Origin of the sequence: Tanticharoenia sakaeratensis NBRC 103193 (assembly GCF_000963885.1) — a bacterium.
GTDB classification, from domain to species: domain Bacteria; phylum Pseudomonadota; class Alphaproteobacteria; order Acetobacterales; family Acetobacteraceae; genus Tanticharoenia; species Tanticharoenia sakaeratensis.
In genome coordinates this window covers 1-19,633 of the sequence record NZ_BALE01000039.1, presented here as the reverse complement: position 1 = coordinate 19,633, position 19,633 = coordinate 1, and the positions used below count along the sequence as shown (strand labels likewise).

Below are 19,633 nucleotides of genomic sequence, written 5' to 3'. Positions count from 1 at the left end.
TCACCGCCGCAGGGTATGAACCAGAATAACGTGGACGTGCTCTAAGCCGCTTTGCTCGAGCAATTCCAGTGTCCGGGCCTGCGCGCCGATTGCGGGTGATGTGTTATCTGGGTCAGCACGCTTGTCGACCTGACGCACAGGCATGCTGTGGCGCGTCACCTTGAGGGCGGCTGACGGACGAACAGATGGACCGTCCGCGGACTTTTACATGATTGCGGTGGAGGGTTGCGGCCTGACATCCTTATGGAATCTGGTTTGGGCTTGTCGGCCAGCAACATGTCCGCCAGAGATGAAGGAAAACGCCGCTTTCATCCGATCAACAGTCGTGCGCCAAGAGCGGTGAACAGCGCAGCAGGCATGGCGAGGGCGCCCACTTTAAGAAATTGCAGAAACCTGACATCTTCGCCTCCGCGGCGGATGATCTGGAGCCAGAGGATAGTGGCCAAGGACCCTGTCACGGAAAGATTGGGGCCAAGATCTACGCCTATCAGCAGGTTATCAACCATCAGCTGCGGCGCATGAGCCTGAGCGACTGCCTCACTGGCGATCAATCCGGCTGGTAGGTTGTTCATGATGTTCGAGACAAAGGCCAGAAGGGTGCCAAACCCAAAAGCGGCGGTCGCAGGATCGGTCCTTGCCGCCGGCTTAACCAGTTGGGCAACCTGTCCGACCAGTCCGGTACTGTCGATCGCTGCGACCAGAACGAACACCCCCGCCACGAGCGGGAGAATGCCCCATGAAATATCGCGCGCGAGCGCAAATGGCGACCGTCGCGCCAACGCGGACACTCCCAGAGCTGTCGCAATGCCAGCAAGCGCCGTCGGCAAGCCGAGAGGCCTATCGAGCGCGGAGAACGTCATAAGTAGGGTCGCTGTCAGCACAATTCCGCCGAAGGCCGCCTTGCCACTCCGCGTCAACGGCGTCCGGTCAACCTGGGACGCACATCGTTGGCTCAGGTGTTTTCGTTCAGTGACGCGCAAGACCAGATAGGTCATAACAATAGCCATGAGCGACGGCAGCGCGAATGACACCATCCACGACCCGAGAGCAGGAAGCGCGCCATCATACAGCACCAGATTTGCCGGGTTTGAGACCGGCAGGACGAAACTGGCGGCATTGGCAATGAGCGCACATGCGAACAGCAACGGAAGCGGGTCGGCCTTGGCCCTGTTCGCCACTGCCAGCACCGCCGGGGTCAACACGACAGCCGTCGCATCGTTGGACAGGAAGGTCGTCACCAGGACACCCGCCAGATAGACGAGCGTGAACAATCTCACCATCGAACCTGCGGCATGATTGACCGCCCAGGCAGCTATCCAGTCGAACAGGCCATTTGCCCGAGCGGTCTCGCTGAGCAGCATCATGCCAATCAGAAACAGATAGACATCGTCACCCTTTAGAATACCTGCCCCGGTCATGGAGAACGGAACCAGCCCTGTCAGCACGAGGAGCGCCGCCCCTGTCACTGCCCATACCCACTCCGGGACCCGGAACGGCCGGATGATGACGCCCGCCGTTGCCAGAACCGCAATCGTCCAGATCGCCTGATGATGGAGCATCATGCAGGCACATGTCCGGCGGACCGAACGGCCGATGCCGAAACAATCCACAGCCCCAGCGACACGACAGCAAAGCAGCCCAAAGTATAGAAGGCGAACGGGTATCCCAGATCCTCGGCGAGCCACCCTCCCAGCGCAGGAGAAAGGCTCGCTCCAATTCCCTGCGCGGTCATGACGACACCCTGGCCGACATTGATCCTCCCGGTTCCATTCAGAAGACGTGCCACCAGACCCGGCACGGCAACACTCTGGAGGCCTGCGCCGATGCCATCGAGGATCTGCACCGGCCACACGCCCCAATTCTGGATGAAACTTCCCGCGACCAGGCCACGTAACGGCAGGGCGGCAAACGACAAGAGCAGAACGATCCAGTGGCCGCGCTCTCTGATGAAGCGCATGGCCAGAAGACTGACGACGATCATCACAGCTTGAGCGACCACCACGGTCAGCGCGGTGAACATGGCAGGATTGCCTTTTCCAGCGCTGACGACCGCCATGCCATACAACGGCAACATGGCTGCATTGCCGAGATGGAAGAAGCATAGACAGACTGCCAGGACGAGAAGGGGTCTGTGTCGCAGAAACGACTTTAGCCCTTCGGCCCTGCCGTCATCATGAGCCTGTTCGTCTCCCAGGCCACGCGCGGCCCTGTGGTCGATGGATCTCTCAGGAATTAGAAGAACGGCGGACATGGCGAACAGGCCGAATACGACTTCGAGGCAGAAAATCGCTGACAGGCCGAACCGCCATCCCAGCCAACCGGAAAGTCCTGCCCCCACCATGTTGCCCGCATGGTTCCATGCCTGATTACGCCCTACTTGGGCATTGAAGCCTTTCTGGCGCACGATTCCGAGAGTTATGCCCGTCATGAGCGGCCCAATTACGGCACCTGCCACAGCAGTTGCGAGTTGACTGACCGTTACAACGGCCACCGATTGTGAAGTCAGCAGCAGAATTGAAGCGGAGATGGTGCACGTCGCCGCCACGATGACGAGCAGCCGCTTTTTCCTTGTCTGGTCAATGAACGCTCCCGCCGGGATTGTGGCGATCATTCCGGCAATTCCGCCCACCGTCATAACGGTACCGATCGGCCCTGTCTGCCAGCCATGCCGCTGCAGGAAAACGCCCAGAAAGGGGCCGACGCCCGCCTGAACGTCCGCCATGAAGAAGTTGAGTGCGCATAGGGCAAACAACGCCCGATTGAGGCTTGGAACACCAATACTTTTATCGGCATCCACAGCGGCAGCGGAGTTCCGAGTCATGAAGCACTCTTCGTTGAGCCGTGCTGCTTAACTGCGCAGGAGAGAATAAGTTACAAAACTATTTTTGCCGTAGAGACGACCGCTGTTGTCGACTTTTGAAAGAGAGAAAAGACAGCACGAACCGCCCCCCCCTGAGACTGGTGGAGACCGGTTTGCACAAATTATGCTGCCATAGGGGTGAGGACCATATCGGCGTAGAACTGCTGATGGTCTCCGCCAATTCCGGGGCGGTTCAGTGTTGACGGCCACGCCTCACTTGACCGGTCGGTCATTCCCATGCGAATCAAGCATCGGATATGTAAAAGTCACGGCCCGGTCGGTAGTCCGGGTGGCGCTTTGTGCCCGTACGAGCCGTTCGTGCAATACGACCGGCCTCCAGCATGTCCTTTCCGCGACAGGAAAGGTGTGTCTTATGGAAATCGCAAAATGGCTTATTACTCTCGTAGCATTGTTCAATTTCGGCGGGTTCATCGCTGATGCTCTCGTGCCTGCGACGGCGCGGCAGCATCAGCAGAACCCGCACTGGCCTCCTCACGCCAAATTTCACAACGGCCAGACAATGCTGATGGGGTTTTTCGGTGGAGGATTATCGCTTTTCCTACTGTTTGGACCCTATGCGCTATCCTTGCCCCTGTTTCTGCTCGCGAGCGCACTTGCGGCCAGCTATTTCGTAACGATGGCAATAGCGCCTATTTTCCCTGGTACGGCGTGGACCGATCCGGAATTTGAAGCAGAGACGCCGCGCCCCTTTGGTCTCGCCCCTCAACAGCTCGTGACATATGTGCTTTGCGTGGTCTCGCTGGTGGCGGTCGTTATTGCTGTCGGGGCGAGCTGAGCGTCACGGTTCAGGCGGACGCAGCGTTGCCTGGTCCGCCTCATTCCGCGCCGGTTCATTTGCACTCAAAGCAGACCGGTGGCTTCCGCTCCGATATGCGACATTCATCGGCGGCCGGACACAAAAAACGTAAGTGTTCTCGCGAGAGTTACGAAGCCATCAGCGCCCGAAGCTGCGTATGGACCCACGGATACAGTTCCTCGCCCTTCGTGTTGAGCCTCGACTTCAGGTCGCGCGTCGTGTCGTCAGCCAGAATTTCGAGGGCTCCTGCGGCGACCCCGTCGTAGGCCTGTGTCACGACGCTCGCCGCACTACTCTTCGGCACATGCCAGTTCGTCGTCATCGGCGTGTCGATCATTCCCACTAGAAGGCCTGTCACCTGCGTGTTCTGCCCCTCCAGCGCCATGCGCAACCCGTTGGTCGCGGACCACAGCGCCGCCTTCGAGGCCGCATAGGCCGTCGGTATACTGACCCATGCCGCAACGGACAGGATATTGAGCATCGTCCCGCCACCATTGGTGCCAAGGACCGGCGCAAAGGCGTTGGCGACGTTCAACGTGCCGAAGAAATTCGTATCGAAGATGCGCCGTGTCTCCTCTTCAGGCTGAAGCAGGACATCCGCTTCCGGTGCGATGGCCGCGTTGTTGATGAGGAGGTCACAGTCAGGCGCGCTGGCGACGGCGCGTGCGATGTCATCGGCTTTCGTGATGTCGAGCGTCAGCGGCGCGATGCGAGCATCAGCCCAGGCCCTGGGCTGCCGGGCTGCGGCGTAGACGCGGCGTGCGCCCCGCTGCACGGCCTGCCGGACGAATTCTTCCCCAAGGCCGCCATTGGCGCCAGTCACGAGCACGACCCGATCCTCCAGCTTCCGGTGGGTCTTGTCGATTGGCTGCGTCATCCTGTAGTTCTCCATCAAGTGGGGACAGTCCCCAAAACATTATCCGGGGGCTTTCCCCACTTGGTCAAGAGAGGACATTTGTGACCACCGACCTGGAGATAAGTTCAGCCGTGCCGCGTCCCATGCGCGCCGATGCGCGGCGCAACCGGGAAGCGATCCTTGCGGCTGCCCATGCGACATTCGAGGAAGAGGGGGTTCTCGCTTCCCTTGACGGCATCGCCCTGCGTGCAGGCGTGGGAAATGCGACGCTGTATCGGAACTTTCCGACGCGGGACGATCTGCTCGCCGCCGTGGCGTCAGTCAGCATCGAGGCTGCACTGGCAGAAGCCGATGCGCTGTCCAGATCGCTCGCGCCGAAAAAGGCACTGGCGGAATGGCTGATTCGGCTCGCCTGGAGACTGCGCATCTGGCACGACCTGCCGACCTGTGTTGCCGCCGCTCAGGGAGATCCGCAGTCGTCCATGGCGATGGCGTGCGCCGCACTGGTCGACAGAACAGGGGTCTTTCTGGGCCAGACAACTCTCTCTGGAGATACCGTGGATACCGTGACGGCGACGAACGTGTTCGAACTCGTTGTGGCGTTGTCCTGGGCGGTTGATCGGTTCGGGGACGATGAACCGGCCGCACGCCGGCGTGTTTCGATGGGAATTGCCGGCGTTTTCAGGGCATCGGACACGGTCTGTGGCCAAGGCGACAATGTCGGCCGTTAGGCGCTGCTCATCGGATGCACCCGCCTTGTCAGAGACGACGGACTTGTGACGCCTCCTCCATGTGCACATGATAAGTCAACGCATAGGGAGAGTCGCATGAGCGAACAGCTTTCTGGCAGCTCGAGGACGCCTGTGAAAATCGGCGTAGAGGAACTCCGCGGCAACCTCGCGGCCTACCTTCGCCAGGCGCGGCTGGGCAGCACGTTTCTAATCATGTCCCATAATGAGATCGTGGCCGAGCTGCGCCCGCCGGCTCCGTCCTATCATGACCGTCGAAGGCCGGGTGCGCTGCGTGGCCGAATCAAGTTGAGTACTGATTTCGGTCCGACCCCGCAGGACGTATTCGATAGCAGGGATGGAGACTTGTGAAGATTCTGCATAGCAGGCCAAAATGTTTGTCACCCGCCCGGAATCGGACACTCCGTACTGCACGGCACAACGGTCAAAGCCGCTTCGGAAACCCGGCGGCGAGGTGGTCGATGAACGCGCGCACGGCAGACGGCAGCCCTCGACGCGTCGTGAACACGAGATGCACGATCCCTTCTGGCCCGGTCCATTCCGGCAGCACCTGCACAAGCCGTCCCTCTGTCAGCGCCTCGCGAACGAAGTGGTCTGGCAGCCACGCAACACCGAGGCCCGCGATTGCGGCATCGCGCACCATGGCCATGTCCTGCGAGCCGAACCGGGGCATCCGGCGTATTTCATGTGTCTCGCCATACCTGTTCATCAAGGGCCAGATGCAGTCGGCTGCCTCATCGCTCGTCGTCAGCAACCCCGACGCCGCCAGGTCTGACAGGGTGCCGACGCCAACGGCAACGCGCGGATGCGCCACCAGGATACGCACGGAGTGTCCCAGCGTGCGCATGGTCAGCGCCGCATCCGACGTCAGCGTCAGGCGAACGCGCAGCGCCAGGTCGATACGCTCGTCGACCAGGTCGACCGGCCGATCCACCGCCAGCAGTTGCAACCGCACCTTGGGGTGGCGATCCAGAAACCCCGTAATCAGATTACCGATGACGGTCACCATGCCGGTCGGACAACTGAACCGGACGATGCCCGCCGGCTCGGCCTGAGCTGCACTGACGATCGCCTCCGCTGCTTCCGCCTCCTCCAGCATAGCGCGGCAGCGCTCGTAGAATGCCTGGCCGAGTTCCGTGACGCGGAAGCGTCGGCTGGACCGTTCGATCAGCCGCGCGCCAAGGCGGGTCTCCAGATCGGCGATGCGGCGGCTGAGCTTCGATTTTGGCTCGTGCAGCGCACGCGATGCAGCCGAAAAGCCGCCATGCGTGACCACTGCGACGAAATACGCATGATCGTTGAGATCGCGCCGTTCCATCGTTCCTCCTGCTGAACGCTGCGTACCGATAATGCCGTCTATAGCGTTTATCGTTGCTGTGTCATCTCTGTCTCACCGGCGAGAACGACGCGCCGCAGACAAGGAACAGAACCATGACCTACGGATTTGACGGCAAGGTGGTGATTGTGACCGGCGGCACCAGCGGCATCGGCCTTGCGACGGCCAAGGCATTCGCCGACGAGGGCGCATTCGTCTTCATCACCGGCCGACGGCAGGACGCACTTGACGCCGCCGTCACCCGGATCGGCGGTAAGGTTATCGGCGTGCGCGGCGATATGGGCCGCCTAGAGGACATCGACCGCCTGTATGACGCCGTTCAGCAGAAGCATGGCCACATCGACGTCGTTTTTGCCAATGCCGGCGGCGGCGAGTTCGCGCCGCTGGGCGCCATCACCGAAGAGCACTACCAGACCACCTTCGACAGCAACGTCAAGGGCGTGCTGTTCACCGTGCAGAAGGCGCTGCCGCTGCTGCGCGACAGGGCGTCGATCGTTCTGAACGCCTCGAACGTCAGCGCGGCCGGCACGCCGGCCCTGAGCGTCTATTCTGCGACCAAGGCCGCCGTGCGCAGCTTCGCACGAACCTGGATGATGGACCTCAAGGACCGGCACATCCGCGTGAACGCGGTCAGCCCGGGCGTCACGGAGACGGCGGGTTTGAACGCGCTGTTCGGCGGCGGCGAGCAAGCCGAGGGCACCAAGTCCTACCTCGCCGGACTGATCCCGACTGGGCGCGTCGCCCAGCCCGAGGAGATCGCGCGGACGGTATTGTTCCTCGCGTCCGACGAGGCGAGCTTCATCAACGGCATCGAGCTGACCGTCGATGGCGGACAGACGCAGGCTTGAACAAGGCCGGGCCGAGACCGACATCCAGCGGTTTCGACCCGGTGCGCCATACATCCACCTTGGAACCTTCAGAGGAGGTCATCATGCCCTTCATCACTACGAAAGACGACGTCGAGATCTTCTATAAGGACTGGGGTCCGAAGGATGCCCGACCTGTCATGTTTCACCACGGCTGGCCGCTTTCCTCGGATGACTGGGACGCGCAGATGCTGTTCTTCGTCGAGCGCGGCTTTCGCGTGATCGCGCATGACCGGCGCGGTCACGGGCGTTCGGCGCAGGTGTCCGGTGGCCACGACATGGACCATTATGCCGCCGACGCGTTCGCCGTCGTCGAAGCGTTGGATCTGAGGAACGTCGTGCATATCGGCCATTCCACCGGCGGCGGCGAGGTCGCGCGCTATGTCGCCCGTCACGGCGAGCCCTCGGGCCGCACGGCCAAGGCGGTGCTCGTCAGCGCGGTGCCGCCTCTGATGGTCCGGACCGACGCCAGCCCGGAGGGCATGCCAATCGAGGTGTTCGACGGCTTCCGCGCGGCGCTCGCCGCCAACCGGGCGCAGTTCTTCCTCGACGTGCCGTCGGGGCCGTTTTACGGCTTCAATCGCGAGGGAGCGACGGTGAGCGAGGGCGTCATCCGTAACTGGTGGCGCCAAGGCATGATGGGCGGTGCCAAAGCCCATTACGATGGCATCAAGGCGTTTTCCGAGACCGACCAGACCGAGGACCTGAAGGCCATTACGGTACCGACGCTGGTCCTCCACGGAGAAGACGACCAGATCGTGCCGATTGCCGCTTCAGGGCTGAAGTCGGCCAAACTGCTCTCGAACGGTACGCTCAAAACCTACCCAGGCCTCTCGCACGGGATGCTGACAGTCAACGCTGACGTGCTCAATGCGGATCTGCTGGCCTTTGCTGTAGATTAACCGCTCCCTATGCGGCCACGGTGGATGCACAGTGGCCGCTTCGCCGTCAAAACGCTCCGCCTGATGCGCTCAATCCGGCCTGACCCGCCGCACCATGCTCGGCAGCACGCCGTCGCGTCGTATCAGCCCATGAAACAGAGCCGCGCCGAGATGCGCCAGAACGAGGCCGAACAAGAGGAAAGCCAGCACGGTGTGCGCCGACCGGAGCCACGCCCAGAGAGCTGGATCGTGCGGAAGGATCGGCGGCAGCCGCATGGATTCCCCCCACAGGGGAATGGGATAATCTGCTGCCGACAGCATTCCCCAGCCGACAAGCGGCAGGGCGATCATCAGTATGTAGAGCAGGATATGCGATGCCTTGGCGCCGGCTTTCATCAACGGCGGCAAGTCTGCCGGCAGCGGCGGCGGCGGGGAGCGCAGACGGTTCCCGAGCCGCAGGATCGCAAGGACGAGGATCGCAATCCCCAGCGGACGATGCACCGTCACCAGCCGGTGATAGCCGGGTCCGACGGTCGCGGCCATGAACACGCCGATGAACAGCATGGCGAGGATCATGACGGTCATCAGCCAGTGCAGGATGCGCGACGGAAGGGAGAAAGACCCAGGGTTCCTCATAATTTATGATCCTTCGCGCCTGAGGGGGTCGCTATCATGCCAGGTGTCACGGCAGGGGCGGCTGATCGTTCGCCGGAGCGCAGGAAAAACGAGCGCATATAGGCCGCCGATCGTGCCGGGAGGATCGGATCGCCGGACGGCGCGGCGCCCTCAGGGAGCACGAGGGGATCGAAGGTGATGCCGGTGCAGGGGCCACCTTCCTCACTTTCGATGGTCGTCAGGGTCAGAGTTCCGGCATCGATCTGCCGATCGTCCCACGCCCATATGCGGCTGGGGTCGTCGACCGCGTCGCCGTTGCCCGCCACCGTCACCATCATGTGCCATTGCAGCGGATGGGCGTGAATGTCGTCGATCACCTGGCGGAAAAGATAATCACGATCGGCCGCGTGACTGTCGGCCGGCATGACGGGTCGCACGGGCACCATGGCCCAGCGCACGGCCGTCTTCGTCCCGTTCGCTGCCACGAACAGGAAACTGTCGAGGCTGCGATAGGTGTCGTCGGCGAACCCCGACGAAAGAGGGCGACGGGTGACCTGTTCCATCGCAGTCTGCAACCAGGGATGGCCGGCACGGAAAGCCCGCATGCGTGCGGGATCGGGTTTCCCTGTCGCTGGGTCCGGGCGCGACGCCAACTGCAGGTCGTGAAATTCCTGCGGGGTGCGGACGGGGAAGACAGGAATGTCGTTGATGCCCATGCGCCATTCCTGACCATCGGGCGGCATCAGGCGCAACGCCATGCTGCGGACCTTCGCGGGCGCATCGGTTTGAAACGGCAGGCCGCCGGCGAGCGCGAAACGCCCGACCACCGGAACCCGGCGCTGTTGCAGGACGGTGGCCGAGGAAAGACCGGCAGCGTTGCCGTTGCCCTCGAACCAGCCCGCCACGCAGACGCCCTTGGCGTGGTTGCGGCGAAAGCCCAGCTGCATGCCGCTGGCTTCATGCAGGGCGTCCAGTATACCGGCCTGCGTCAGGCGTGTGGGGGCCAGCCACCCGCCCGCCCAAAGAAAGGCCAGCGCGAGCGCGGCGGGGGCCGCGACCACACCCAGCCAGCGCAGGGGGGAAGCAGGCGGCACGACAGGGTTCGTCGCCATTGTTTCGATCCTTTGACAGCGTCCGTCGTGACGACGTCCGGGCGGGCGGATCTATTCCCCTCGGATCGGCCGTTTTACGAAAATTTCGGCGTCCCGCTCTTTTGCCGGGAATAAACCGGTACCATGAGCGTCTTCTTCCATGACGACAGGGACCACATGCGGCAGGGACAGGGTTGAGCGACGGCGACGACATCAGGCTGCAACGCGCCATCCCGGCCCTGAGGCGCTATGCGCGGGTGCTGACGCACGATCCGCATCAGGCCGACGACCTGGTGCAGGACTGCCTGGAACGCGCCCTGACGCGGATGCATCAGGTGCGCGGCCGGCCGGACCTTCGGCCCTGGCTGTTCACCATCGCCTTTCGTCTTAACGTCAGCCACTGGCGCCGCCTGCGGCATTTGATGCCCCTGACGGAAATCGCTCCCGAGCCGGTTCAGGATGCCACCCAGATCCCGCATCTGGAATGGAAAGAGGTCGCCGGCGCCTTTGAACGCCTGTCCGACGATCACAGGCAAGTGCTGCTGCTCGTCGGGGTCGAGAGGCTGGAATATGGAACGGTCGCGGAAATACTGGGGGTGCCCGTCGGCACCGTGATGTCACGGCTGTCGCGGGCCAGGACGGCATTGCACCGGCTTATCGAACATGAGGAGCGTCCCATGCTCAGGAGGGTAAAATGACACCGCCCGACCGCCCCGTGACCGAGGACGATCTTCAAGCCTGGGTCGACGAGCATCTTTCGCCTGAACGACGGCGGACCGTAGAGGCATGGCTGGATGCCAATCCCGATGCGCGACGGCGCGTGACGGCATGGCGGACAGAACGCAACCTGCTGCGGGCCGCGATGGAGGTCGAACTCCGGCAGCCCGTGCCAGCACGGTTTGACATTACCCGGCTGAAACAGCGCAGAGGCCGCCATTTCAGCATACCGCAGATGGCAGCGTCCGTCCTCCTGGCCCTGTCCGTCGGGCTTGGCGGCGGATGGCTCCTCCGCGACCGGGAAGTGCCCCTCGGCCTGGCTTCGGTCGAGCAGGAGGCGACGATCGTGCATGACGCCGGAAAAGGCAGCACGATCGCCGAGGGAAATGTCGCCCAACTTGCAGCCTGGGGCGGCCGGACGCTCGGCCGCCCGGTGCGTCCCCCCAACCTTTCAGCAGCAGGCTATCACCTTGCGGGCGGCCAGCTGGTCACGACGGATCACGGCCCAGCCTGCGTCTTTGTCTACAACGATGAAAATGGCGCGCTGATTTCCCTTTTCGTGCGTCCCATGTACGGTCGAGACATGACATCCCCCATGCGCCCGATGCAGCATATGCCGGGCTATATCTGGGCGCAGGACGGGCTGGGAATCAGCATGATATCGGACGCTTCTGTGCGTAATCTTCATATTCTCGCAAATCGCGCCCGGGACCTGATGGCGGGAGCAAGCTGACGTTTTCAGGGTGCCCGCTTCCACAAGGCCTGAAAGCGGGGAGCACTTCATAACGAACAGATCCTGACTTAAATCCGTGAGCACGTTCGGGGCAGGGTCAGCGTTCATCTGCCCTTCGGTCAGTAGCATTGCCATTGGACGGCCTTGCCCGTCACAAACGGCGTGCAATTTGGAGCTCAGCCCGGCCCTTGTGCATCCGATCCGACGCGCAGCACCCCGTTTTTGAGAAGGCTTGCCGCCGTGCGGTGCGCCCTGAGGTGCGTGCTGTCGATCATCAACTCGTCCGGCACGCCAGCCTTGCCGGTCAAAGCGGAGAAGATCCGGGCGAACACGCCCAGACGGCTCCAGCGAATGAAGCCGTTGTAGAGCGTCTTGTGCGGCCCGTCGCCCGACGGCGCATCTTTCCACTGAAGGCCGTGGCGGATCATATAGACGATGCCGCTCAGCACGCGGCGGTCATCGGCACGTTTCAGCCCGCGTGATTTCGGGAAATATGGCCGCAATACGGGCATCTTGCTCGCAGACATCGACGGCTTCAGGCGCTTGGGCTCTTCATGCTCCTTCACGCATGAAGGCCTGCAACCGCGGTACTATGAAATCCAGAAACAGCCGGATGCGTTGCGGCATGCGCTGACCACCGAGGCAGAGGGCATGGACTTCCTCCGCGTCGCCATGTCCCGCCTCCGCCAGCACCTCCACAAGGCGTCCATGGGCGATGTCGTCCCGGACATGATAGTCGCCCAGGCGGCCCAACCCCATTCCGGCCAGGACGAGGCGGCGTACTGTCTCGCCGTTATTGGCCAGCAGACTGCCGGCCACCATGCGGTCCACGTTCCGCCCGCCTTCCTTCATGGGCCATACCGGCTCGGCCCGACGGAAATTGAATCCCAGGCAATTGTGAAAATCGAGATCTCTCGCCGTGACGGGAGTGCCGCGCGCTTGGAGATAGGCGGGCGCCGCGACGATCTTGCGCCGCGCGACCCCGATCCGGCGAGCCAGAAGACTGCTGTCGGTGAGGGGACCGACACGAAAGGCAACGTCGGTGCGATCGAGATAAAGGTCGACGATCTCGTCCGACAGCGACAAATCGACCACAATATTAGGATAGGCACGCCAGAATTCCAACAAGAGAGGCTCGATGCCCAGAACGCCGAAAGCAACCGAGGCACTGACGCGTAATGTCCCTCCCGCGCCCTTGGCACCCTGACCAATCTCCCGTTCGATATCGTCCAATTCCGCCAGCAGCGTACTACTCCGTTCATGAAACAGGCGCCCTTCATCGGTCAGCGACAAGCGGCGTGTCGATCGCTCGACCAGACGCACCCCCAATCGTTCCTCCATGCGACCGATCAGCTTGCTGACCGTCGAGGGTGTCATCATGAGTTGACGTGCAGCTTCGGAGAAACTTCCGGTCTCCACCACCCGAACGAAGACCTGCATCTCGCCCGCACGATTGTCCATGACCGCTCCTGTCTGTGAATTTCGTTCCAAGATTATGTGGACCCAGACCCTATTATCAAGGCCGGCCCGGCCATGCATTAGATCGGGAATAAATGGAAATCACGGAGTGAAAACATGTTCGACGTCACCGCTTACGGCGCGTCGATACCCGCCCTCGAAACCTTCGCAATCTTCGAATTCGCACTCGAAGCCGACGATATGGCCGCCCGCCATGCGCTCGCGCGCACTGATGGCCGGATCGTCAGCCTCGGCGGGCTGGTCCCGCAATGGGATCGCTGAGCGGCCTTGTAAGCAGCAGTCGGCTTGAACTCCTCGGCCTTAACGATGCGACGGCGCGGCAACGCTATGGCGACGCCTACCGTCCCGCGCTCGAACACGCGAAAGCCCTCCTGGAAACTTCAGACGCAGTGCTATGACACGCACCCGTGTCTTTCCATTTCCTCGCCTTCCGAACATGGATATTATGACAATGAAGAACGTTCTCCTTCTCAACGGTGGAAAAATCTTTGCCCATTCGCATGGGCGCCTGAACGACACGCTGCATGACGTCGCGATCGAAACGCTGACCGCAGCGGGATTCGCGATCCGCCAGACCAAAATTGACGATGGGTACGACGTCGCGCAGGAGGTTCAGAATATCCTGTGGGCCGACTTCGTCATCTACCAGATGCCCGGCTGGTGGATGGGCACACCGTGGATTGTCAAAAAATACATGGACGAGGTTTTTACGGCCGGGCACGGCGCTCTTTACGTGAACGACGGACGCAGCCGGAACCATCCGGACCGTAAATACGGCTCGGGCGGTCTTCTGGACGGCAAACGCTACATGCTATCCTTGACCTGGAATGCGCCGAACGAGGCCTTTACGGACCCGGAGCAGTTCTTCGACGGCAAGGGCGTCGACGCCGTCTATTTCCCGGTTCACAAGGCCAACCAATTCCTTTCCATTTCTCCGTTGCCTACATTCCTGGCTACCGACGTCATGAAAGCCCCGAACGTCGAGGAGACGATCAAACGCTATCGCCTACATCTGTCGGAAACCTTGAATTTCGTGCTGCCCAGCGTGTAATATTCTTGGCGTGGTCCCAGTTTCCTGACGGTCGCGATCCTGATTGTCGGCGCACTCCGTCAGCACATGCCGTCATTGGCACGGATGGACTGTTCATTGACCCAGCCGCCTTTCGGTGTTCCCTGTCAGGACTTGGGGATAATGCACCCGCATCAACGCCAGCACTTGGCGCGAAGACTTTCTGGCCTGCGGTGATTAGACGGGCGTCCGCGCCCGCCATGCGCAAGGCCGCCGGCGCCACGCGCGCGCATGCCGGCTGCGCGCCACAAGTCGCCTCAGGTCAGAGGCCGACAATCATTTCGTAGCTTCGCCGCCCTCGTCATCAGTCAGATCCTTCCGCAGCAAGAGAATCAGACTCGACGCCGTTCGTCACTTCACACACGAGTCAGAGGCTGCGTCCTTTGGTATAAGATGCTACGCATAAAACCTTGACGAAATAGAAACTATAGAATTTCATTATTTCCGATAATGACAAAGACTCTCCCCGATCTCGAAGCCTGGGCGATCTTCGCCAAAGTCGCCGAACACGGCTCGTTCTCACGTGCGGCGCGTGAGCTGGGCCTGTCGGACCCTACCGTCTCCAAGGCGATCGGACGGATCGAGGCGCGCCTCAGAGTGACCCTGATCGCCCGCACGTCCCGGCGCGTTTCCCTGACCGATGCGGGCCGGGCCGCGCTCACCCGGGCCACCCGTATCCTCGCCGAGGGCGAGGCGATCGAGGAAGAAGCCGGAGAACATGCATCGGTGCCGCGCGGTCGGGTCCGCGTCAGCGCGCCGCTTTCGTTTGGCATTGGCTATCTCGGTGCGACCCTGCCGGGATTTCTCGAAGCTTATCCGGAAATCATCGTGGATTTCGCGCTCAGCGACCGCAAGATCGATCTGGTGGCCGAAGGGTTCGACATGGCCTTGCGCATCGCTACCCTTGATGATTCGTCCATGCTGTCGCGGCGTCTATCCACCGTGCGGCTGCTTCTGGTGGCGGCCCCTGGCTATGTTGAACGCCACGGCATGCCAAGGCGGCCATCCGACTTGGCCGGGCATCGTGCGCTCGGATATAGCGGAAGTACGTCGCGCGGTGTCTGGCGGTTCAGGCATGCATCGCTCGGGGAAGAGACGGTGGAGCCCCCGGTCTGCGTCTGGTCGGACAATGTCGACCTGACGATGCCCGCCCTACTGGCGGGTCAGGGCCTCGCCATCATGCCCGAGTTCATGGTCTGGAACGAATTGCGCAACGGTCGGCTGGACATGGCGATGCCGGGTTGGTCCGTCGATCCGTTGGGCCTGCATCTGGTGATGCCCGCCAGCCCGCTGCGGCCGTTGCGCGTGCAGGTGCTGATCGACTATCTCGCGCGCGAACTGGCCCATACGCCTTGGGCCCGCGCATGAAGACGATATAGGCCGACACCCAAGACTGGGTGCCGGTATAAGCCTTATAGGGTAACAGGCGTGCCGATCACCTCGGACGGCCCGGCTCGACGGGTGAGATTAAGCGGCAATGCCGGCTTGGTGGCGGCGCGTCAGCGCATATCGGCCGGCGCCGGCTGCCGCGAGCGCCAGCATGCCACCGGCGATTGAGATATTCTTGTAAAAGTGGATGGTCATGTCGTAGCGCATCAGGCCCGGCGCATAGGTCCAAAAGTGATGCCCGATCATGCCGGTAACGACCGTATAGAGAGCCAGCGCGGAAGCGACGGGCGTCACCGCCACGCCAAGAGTCAGCGCAATGCCTCCGCCCAGCTCAACGACGGTCGCGATTAGGGCCGCGAGTGCAGGCAGCGGAGCGCCCGTCTGAGCCATGTAGGCGATTGTGCCGGTAAAGTCAGTCGCCTTGCCCCATCCCATCGTCAGGAACAAGAGCGACAGGCCGAAGCGGGCGACGAACAGGGCAGCGTCGCGGGGAGAGATTGTGTTCATGGTCGGGTTCATCCTGGCAGCCGCGACGCCGATATTGTCGCCGCTAAGGAAAACATTACGACCCAGGACGATCCATAAAAATAGAATAAATGAAAAGGTATCGTTTCCGAAAATGATGTCTCGTGTCGCGTTCCTCTGGCCGGGCCGACCGATCCGAAAGATGGCGATGGGGCGGGCTTCGATATAGCCCGTCGCTCCCCCGGCGCGGTGCGTGGTGGCCGGGCGCATAGGCGTCGTAATGCCCGTTGCGCACCAGATCGGCGCGGATATGTACGCGTGCTGCCGGCGCTGGTCTGAGGAGAAGTCGCCATGACATCGTTCATACATCATACGGAAGGCGCGACACGGGCGGGCGCATTGCCCCTGTTGCTTCTGCATGAAAGAGGGTGACGAGCGCGATCTTGTCCCGCTCGCCCGGTAAGTGTCGCCGGGATCCGAAATCCTGTTGCCGCGGGGCCAAGTGCTCGAACGCGGCATGCCGCGCTTTTTTCGCCGTCTCGCCGAAGGTGTGTTCGACGAAACGGACCTCGTCGCGCGCGCCGCCGACCTGGCAGCATTCGTGGCGGCGTGGCGCCGCCCGCGCCCGATCTCGCTGGCACGCGCGTCCTGATGCTGTCGGGCCTGCAAGATCCCTTCGTCCCGCCATCTTCGCGCACGGCGCTCGGACGGACCGTGAGCTGCGCGGAGCCGATGTAGACTACCGGGTCCAGGATGCCGGACATAACCTGACCGGCGAAGATGTCGCAGCAGTCACGCGATGGCTAAAAACGCGGCTGTGACACGCGTCATAGACGAGGCAGAACGAGCGTCGGCGTCGTAGAGGCGATTACGGGCGCATCTATGCGCTGTTGGCGAGCTCTGCGGAAATTGTTGGAGGCGGTTTCGCCCGCTTCTCAGACATACATGCCACCATAGAGAATTTCCAAAATGGACATGCTTTCATTCTGCTGGTTTACTAACGCTTATGCGCCTGGCTATGCCGTCCTTAATCTCTCAGGAATTCTTATCCGCTTCACCCAACGTCTGTGCCGCGAGGATCGACCAGTCCTTTTCTTCATGCCCAGCAGCGATTGCTTCGCCCATCCGCCCGAATATCGCCGCCAGCATTGGCAGTTCACGCCCGGTCGCAGCACCCGCTTCTGTCGCAAGTCTCAGATCCTTGAGGCCGAGAGTAGCGCGGAAGCCGGGTTCGTAAACCCGGCTCGCGATATTCTTCGAATAGACCTGATAAGATCGACTGCCGAACAAGGTGTTGAGGATTAACTCAAAAAATGCCTCGCGCGCGACACCATTAGCCTCTGTCAGCACAACTGCCTCGGCCATCGCCTCAATCGCCATTGCAATCATCATGTTGCACGCAATCTTGGCCGCATGAGCCCCTGAGGGTTCGTCCCCCAACGACCAAGTACGCTTGCCCAAAACCTCGAACACGGACGCGAGCCTTGCCAGATGGGCCGGATCGCCACCCGCCAGGATCTGCAACTCGCCGTCTGCCGCAACATCCGGCCTGCCAAGGACGGGACTGGCCACGAACGCCACCCCGGCCTGGGTGTGGAGCGCCGTCAGCTCGCGCGAAAACGCGACCGAAATCGTGGACATCACCACATGGATTACACCTTGTGCTGCGTGTGACAGCAAATCTGGATCGACGATTACGGAGCGAATAGCCGCATCATCCGACAATATCGTCAGCACGACATCGCCCTCGAAGGCCTCGCCCGGTGTCTGCAGCGCGGTCACATCTGCAAGCGTGCGGCCCGAGCGCGTCCAGGCGGAAACGTCATGGCCGTTGCGGACCAGATTGGTGGCCATCGCACGACCCATCGCGCCGAGGCCGATAAAGGCGATCTTCATGCTGAAGCCTCCACGCTCGACGCAAGCCATGCGAGCACCGGCGCCAGCGCTGCGTCGGAGTTTTTCTCGTAAATCAAGCCATGCCCGTTGCCGTGCACGCCACATTCCCGGTCGAAACCAAAGAGCACCGCCTCGCTCACGCGCCGAACCCACCGTCAATCGTATGCATGGCACCTGTAATCCCACTCGCATGCGGACCTGCGAGATAGGCCACCAGGTGCGCCACATCTTCTGCTGTGCCGTGCCGCTTGAGCGCCATCTCGTCATGCATTGCCTGCACGAGGGGGCCATCATCGGGATTCATATCGGTGTTCGTCGGCCCCGGCTGCACCACGTTGACTGTGATATCACGCGCGCCGAAATCTCGTGCCAGACCACGGGCAAGGCCCTGCAATGCCGATTTGCTCATCCCATAAGCCGTGATGCCCTCAAACGGCATCCTGTCCCCATGCACAGAGCCGATCAGGATAATCCGGCCGCCTTCATTCATCTGTCGCGCTGCCTCGACGGATGCGAAATAAGGGCCGCGAATATTGACATCAATCAGATGGTCCACCGCATCCGGGTCCAGCGTCAGCGGATCGCCTGGCAACAGAAGGGCGGAATTATAGACCAGGACATCAAGCGGCCCTATCTCGCGCAAGAGGGCAATCGTCGCATCACGGTCTGAGGCATCGCTGCGAACCGCATGCGCGCCAGTGCGAGCTGCGACCGCTTCCGCCGCCGCCTGCGATCCAGACCAGGTGAATGACACGTGGCAGCCTTCTTCGACAAACCGCGCGACAATTGCCGCCCCAATTCCGCGACTGCCGCCGATGACCAGGATTTTTCGTGTTGCCGAAGCCGACATGAGGACTACCTTGAAGTTATTTAGCGAACGCTACATAACTCAGCCATAGCCACCGTCAAGGTTTTCTTGAGTGACCGATCATCTATTATCAAAAGGAGCGCGTGGCCGCCCCCGTCAGTTCGATCCAGATGCTGCTCTCATCACCGGGCGCGCGTTATTCCACACGCACGGCTATGCAGCGCTTGGGATTGCCGCCATTACCGAGGCACTTGGTATCAGGCCGGCCAGCTTCTACGCTGCGTTCGGGAGCAAGGCCGCCTATTTCGAGCGAATCGCAGAGGCGTATGTGGCCGAAGTTATGCCACTGGAGACCTTCTTTCGTGACGACCGTCCGATTGTCGACAGTATCGCCGAGCTTCTGGGCGAAGCCGCACGCAGATATACGGCGTTCAAGGATCAGGCAGGATGCCTGATCCTTGAAGCATTGCGGGCCCATCGTGGCGACGAGGGAAGGTGTATCGCCCTCCGCATTGCTCAGATCCGTCGAGAAAAGCTGCAAGCTTTCATTGCTCGTAGCGCGCCGGCGGTCGCGTTAATCGCAACCGAGGTCGTGACGGTGACGATGGCCGGCATGTCGGCGGCTGCGCGCGATGGTGTCAGCTGCGCCGGCCTGGAGCAGGTCGCAGCGGTTGCTACGGTCGGGTTACGTTCACTTATCGAAGGAAGCGCGTAGGTCATCTGGACGGGCCTGATGCAAACCCGGTCGGGACTTCTTGTTTGTCAGAGGTGAACTGAGCGCCGCATGGTGGTCCGCAGATGAGAACCTGTTTGGATATTCGTTAAGCTCATGATTCAGCCGGGACGGTTCAGCCTGCGCGCGAGCATATGATGTTGCAACAACGCGGAAATGTCCGGGTGTCCTGCAAAGCAGAAATGTCCGCCTACACGTGTCTACTGTGTTGTGAGGCCTGTCGGAGCACGTGACCCTGCCCCGAACATGCCCACGGATTTAAGTTAGGGTCTG

General features: G+C 61.7%; 23 protein-coding genes and 1 pseudogene. 12 read left to right on the top strand and 12 right to left on the bottom strand.

Annotation, left to right across the window (positions count from 1 at the left end):
• Positions 1–308: 308 nt before the first annotated feature.
• Both B8446_RS12530 and B8446_RS12525 read right to left on the bottom strand, forming a co-directional pair.
• Entirely contained in the window at positions 309–1,562 is a 1,254-nt protein-coding gene (locus B8446_RS12530; protein ID WP_048850115.1) for an arsenic transporter, read from the bottom strand.
• Positions 1,559–2,821, bottom strand: a complete 1,263-nt coding sequence (locus tag B8446_RS12525) for an MFS transporter (protein WP_048850113.1) — start codon at positions 2,819–2,821, stop codon at positions 1,559–1,561. Before B8446_RS12525 ends, B8446_RS12530 begins: the two co-directional genes overlap by 4 nt.
• A 412-nt stretch (positions 2,822–3,233) precedes the next feature.
• On the opposite strand from B8446_RS12525, the gene B8446_RS12520 reads away from it, so the two are divergent.
• Positions 3,234–3,656 (top strand): DUF6640 family protein, encoded by a 423-nt coding sequence (locus B8446_RS12520; RefSeq protein WP_048850110.1) that lies wholly within the window; start codon positions 3,234–3,236, stop codon positions 3,654–3,656.
• A gap of 148 nt (positions 3,657–3,804) precedes the next feature.
• Here B8446_RS12520 and B8446_RS12515 read toward each other — a convergent pair whose 3' ends face one another.
• A complete protein-coding gene (locus B8446_RS12515; protein WP_048850123.1) occupies positions 3,805–4,554 on the bottom strand; it encodes an SDR family oxidoreductase in 750 nt (249 codons plus the stop codon).
• Positions 4,555–4,634: 80 nt separating this feature from the next.
• Between B8446_RS12515 and B8446_RS12510 the strand changes: the two genes are divergently transcribed.
• Together B8446_RS12510 and B8446_RS12505 are read left to right on the top strand one after the other, a co-directional pair.
• On the top strand, positions 4,635–5,264 hold the full coding sequence (locus tag B8446_RS12510) for a TetR/AcrR family transcriptional regulator (RefSeq protein ID WP_206742563.1): 630 nt from the start codon (positions 4,635–4,637) through the stop codon (positions 5,262–5,264).
• A 96-nt stretch (positions 5,265–5,360) separates the two neighbouring features.
• Positions 5,361–5,633: a type II toxin-antitoxin system Phd/YefM family antitoxin gene (locus B8446_RS12505; protein ID WP_048850106.1), complete on the top strand. Its 273-nt coding sequence runs from the start codon at positions 5,361–5,363 to the stop codon at positions 5,631–5,633.
• A gap of 73 nt (positions 5,634–5,706) precedes the next feature.
• Here the strand turns inward: B8446_RS12505 and B8446_RS12500 are convergent, their stop codons facing one another.
• Positions 5,707–6,600, bottom strand: coding sequence for a LysR substrate-binding domain-containing protein (locus tag B8446_RS12500; protein ID WP_048850103.1), 894 nt, complete (start codon positions 6,598–6,600; stop codon positions 5,707–5,709).
• 113 nt (positions 6,601–6,713) lie between these two features.
• Here B8446_RS12500 and B8446_RS12495 point away from each other — a divergent pair, with 113 nt between their 5' ends.
• Together B8446_RS12495 and B8446_RS12490 are read left to right on the top strand one after the other, a co-directional pair.
• A complete protein-coding gene (locus B8446_RS12495; protein ID WP_048850102.1) occupies positions 6,714–7,466 on the top strand; it encodes an SDR family NAD(P)-dependent oxidoreductase in 753 nt (250 codons plus the stop codon).
• Positions 7,467–7,549: 83 nt separating this feature from the next.
• A complete protein-coding gene (locus B8446_RS12490) occupies positions 7,550–8,386 on the top strand; it encodes an alpha/beta fold hydrolase (RefSeq protein ID WP_048850120.1) in 837 nt (278 codons plus the stop codon).
• A 69-nt stretch (positions 8,387–8,455) separates the two neighbouring features.
• On the opposite strand, the gene B8446_RS12485 is transcribed toward B8446_RS12490, so the two are convergent.
• Together B8446_RS12485 and B8446_RS12480 are read right to left on the bottom strand one after the other, a co-directional pair.
• A complete protein-coding gene (locus B8446_RS12485) occupies positions 8,456–9,001 on the bottom strand; it encodes a cytochrome b (RefSeq protein WP_048850101.1) in 546 nt (181 codons plus the stop codon).
• Positions 8,998–10,092, bottom strand: coding sequence for a catalase family peroxidase (locus tag B8446_RS12480; RefSeq protein ID WP_048850099.1), 1,095 nt, complete (start codon positions 10,090–10,092; stop codon positions 8,998–9,000). Before B8446_RS12480 ends, B8446_RS12485 begins: the two co-directional genes overlap by 4 nt.
• A gap of 173 nt (positions 10,093–10,265) precedes the next feature.
• Between B8446_RS12480 and B8446_RS12475 the strand changes: the two genes are divergently transcribed.
• Both B8446_RS12475 and B8446_RS12470 read left to right on the top strand, forming a co-directional pair.
• Positions 10,266–10,769: an RNA polymerase sigma factor gene (locus B8446_RS12475; protein WP_048850097.1), complete on the top strand. Its 504-nt coding sequence runs from the start codon at positions 10,266–10,268 to the stop codon at positions 10,767–10,769.
• Positions 10,766–11,521, top strand: coding sequence for an anti-sigma factor family protein (locus tag B8446_RS12470; protein ID WP_048850095.1), 756 nt, complete (start codon positions 10,766–10,768; stop codon positions 11,519–11,521). Before B8446_RS12475 ends, B8446_RS12470 begins: the two co-directional genes overlap by 4 nt.
• Positions 11,522–11,623: 102 nt before the next feature.
• Here B8446_RS12470 and B8446_RS12465 read toward each other — a convergent pair.
• Both B8446_RS12465 and B8446_RS12460 read right to left on the bottom strand, forming a co-directional pair.
• Positions 11,624–12,048 (bottom strand): annotated as a pseudogene (locus B8446_RS12465) (IS5 family transposase); the annotation flags it as partial.
• Between the two features lie 25 nt (positions 12,049–12,073).
• A complete protein-coding gene (locus B8446_RS12460; protein ID WP_048850094.1) occupies positions 12,074–12,982 on the bottom strand; it encodes a LysR family transcriptional regulator in 909 nt (302 codons plus the stop codon).
• A gap of 114 nt (positions 12,983–13,096) precedes the next feature.
• Between B8446_RS12460 and B8446_RS16300 the strand changes: the two genes are divergently transcribed.
• The 3 genes from B8446_RS16300 to B8446_RS12450 all read left to right on the top strand — a co-directional run bounded on the left by B8446_RS16300 (position 13,097) and on the right by B8446_RS12450 (position 15,437).
• Positions 13,097–13,261, top strand: a complete 165-nt coding sequence (locus B8446_RS16300; protein WP_158507590.1) for a hypothetical protein — start codon at positions 13,097–13,099, stop codon at positions 13,259–13,261.
• Positions 13,262–13,451: 190 nt separating this feature from the next.
• Positions 13,452–14,051, top strand: coding sequence for an NAD(P)H-dependent oxidoreductase (locus tag B8446_RS12455; RefSeq protein ID WP_048850092.1), 600 nt, complete (start codon positions 13,452–13,454; stop codon positions 14,049–14,051).
• A gap of 468 nt (positions 14,052–14,519) precedes the next feature.
• On the top strand, positions 14,520–15,437 hold the full coding sequence (locus tag B8446_RS12450; protein WP_048850090.1) for a LysR family transcriptional regulator: 918 nt from the start codon (positions 14,520–14,522) through the stop codon (positions 15,435–15,437).
• A 99-nt stretch (positions 15,438–15,536) separates the two neighbouring features.
• Here B8446_RS12450 and B8446_RS12445 read toward each other — a convergent pair whose 3' ends face one another.
• A complete protein-coding gene (locus B8446_RS12445; protein ID WP_306301111.1) occupies positions 15,537–16,193 on the bottom strand; it encodes a DoxX family protein in 657 nt (218 codons plus the stop codon).
• Positions 16,194–16,410: 217 nt separating this feature from the next.
• Here B8446_RS12445 and B8446_RS16430 point away from each other — a divergent pair, with 217 nt between their 5' ends.
• Entirely contained in the window at positions 16,411–16,575 is a 165-nt protein-coding gene (locus tag B8446_RS16430; protein ID WP_199484108.1) for a hypothetical protein, read from the top strand.
• Positions 16,576–16,958: 383 nt separating this feature from the next.
• Here B8446_RS16430 and B8446_RS12435 read toward each other — a convergent pair whose 3' ends face one another.
• Genes B8446_RS12435 through bdcA form a run of 3 tightly spaced genes read right to left on the bottom strand, consistent with a single transcriptional unit; the run spans position 16,959 to position 18,669 of the window.
• Positions 16,959–17,819 carry an NAD(P)-dependent oxidoreductase gene (locus tag B8446_RS12435; RefSeq protein ID WP_048850088.1) on the bottom strand — a complete coding sequence of 287 codons (861 nt, stop codon included), beginning with the start codon at positions 17,817–17,819 and terminating at the stop codon, positions 16,959–16,961.
• Positions 17,816–17,959 carry a hypothetical protein gene (locus B8446_RS16295; RefSeq protein ID WP_158507589.1) on the bottom strand — a complete coding sequence of 48 codons (144 nt, stop codon included), beginning with the start codon at positions 17,957–17,959 and terminating at the stop codon, positions 17,816–17,818. The genes B8446_RS12435 and B8446_RS16295 overlap by 4 nt, the downstream gene beginning before the upstream one ends.
• Positions 17,956–18,669: an SDR family oxidoreductase gene (gene bdcA / locus B8446_RS12430; protein ID WP_048850087.1), complete on the bottom strand. Its 714-nt coding sequence runs from the start codon at positions 18,667–18,669 to the stop codon at positions 17,956–17,958. Before bdcA ends, B8446_RS16295 begins: the two co-directional genes overlap by 4 nt.
• Positions 18,670–18,739: 70 nt before the next feature.
• Between bdcA and B8446_RS12425 the strand changes: the two genes are divergently transcribed.
• Positions 18,740–19,342, top strand: coding sequence for a TetR/AcrR family transcriptional regulator (locus B8446_RS12425; RefSeq protein WP_048850085.1), 603 nt, complete (start codon positions 18,740–18,742; stop codon positions 19,340–19,342).
• The last annotated feature ends 291 nt before the right edge of the window (positions 19,343–19,633 follow it).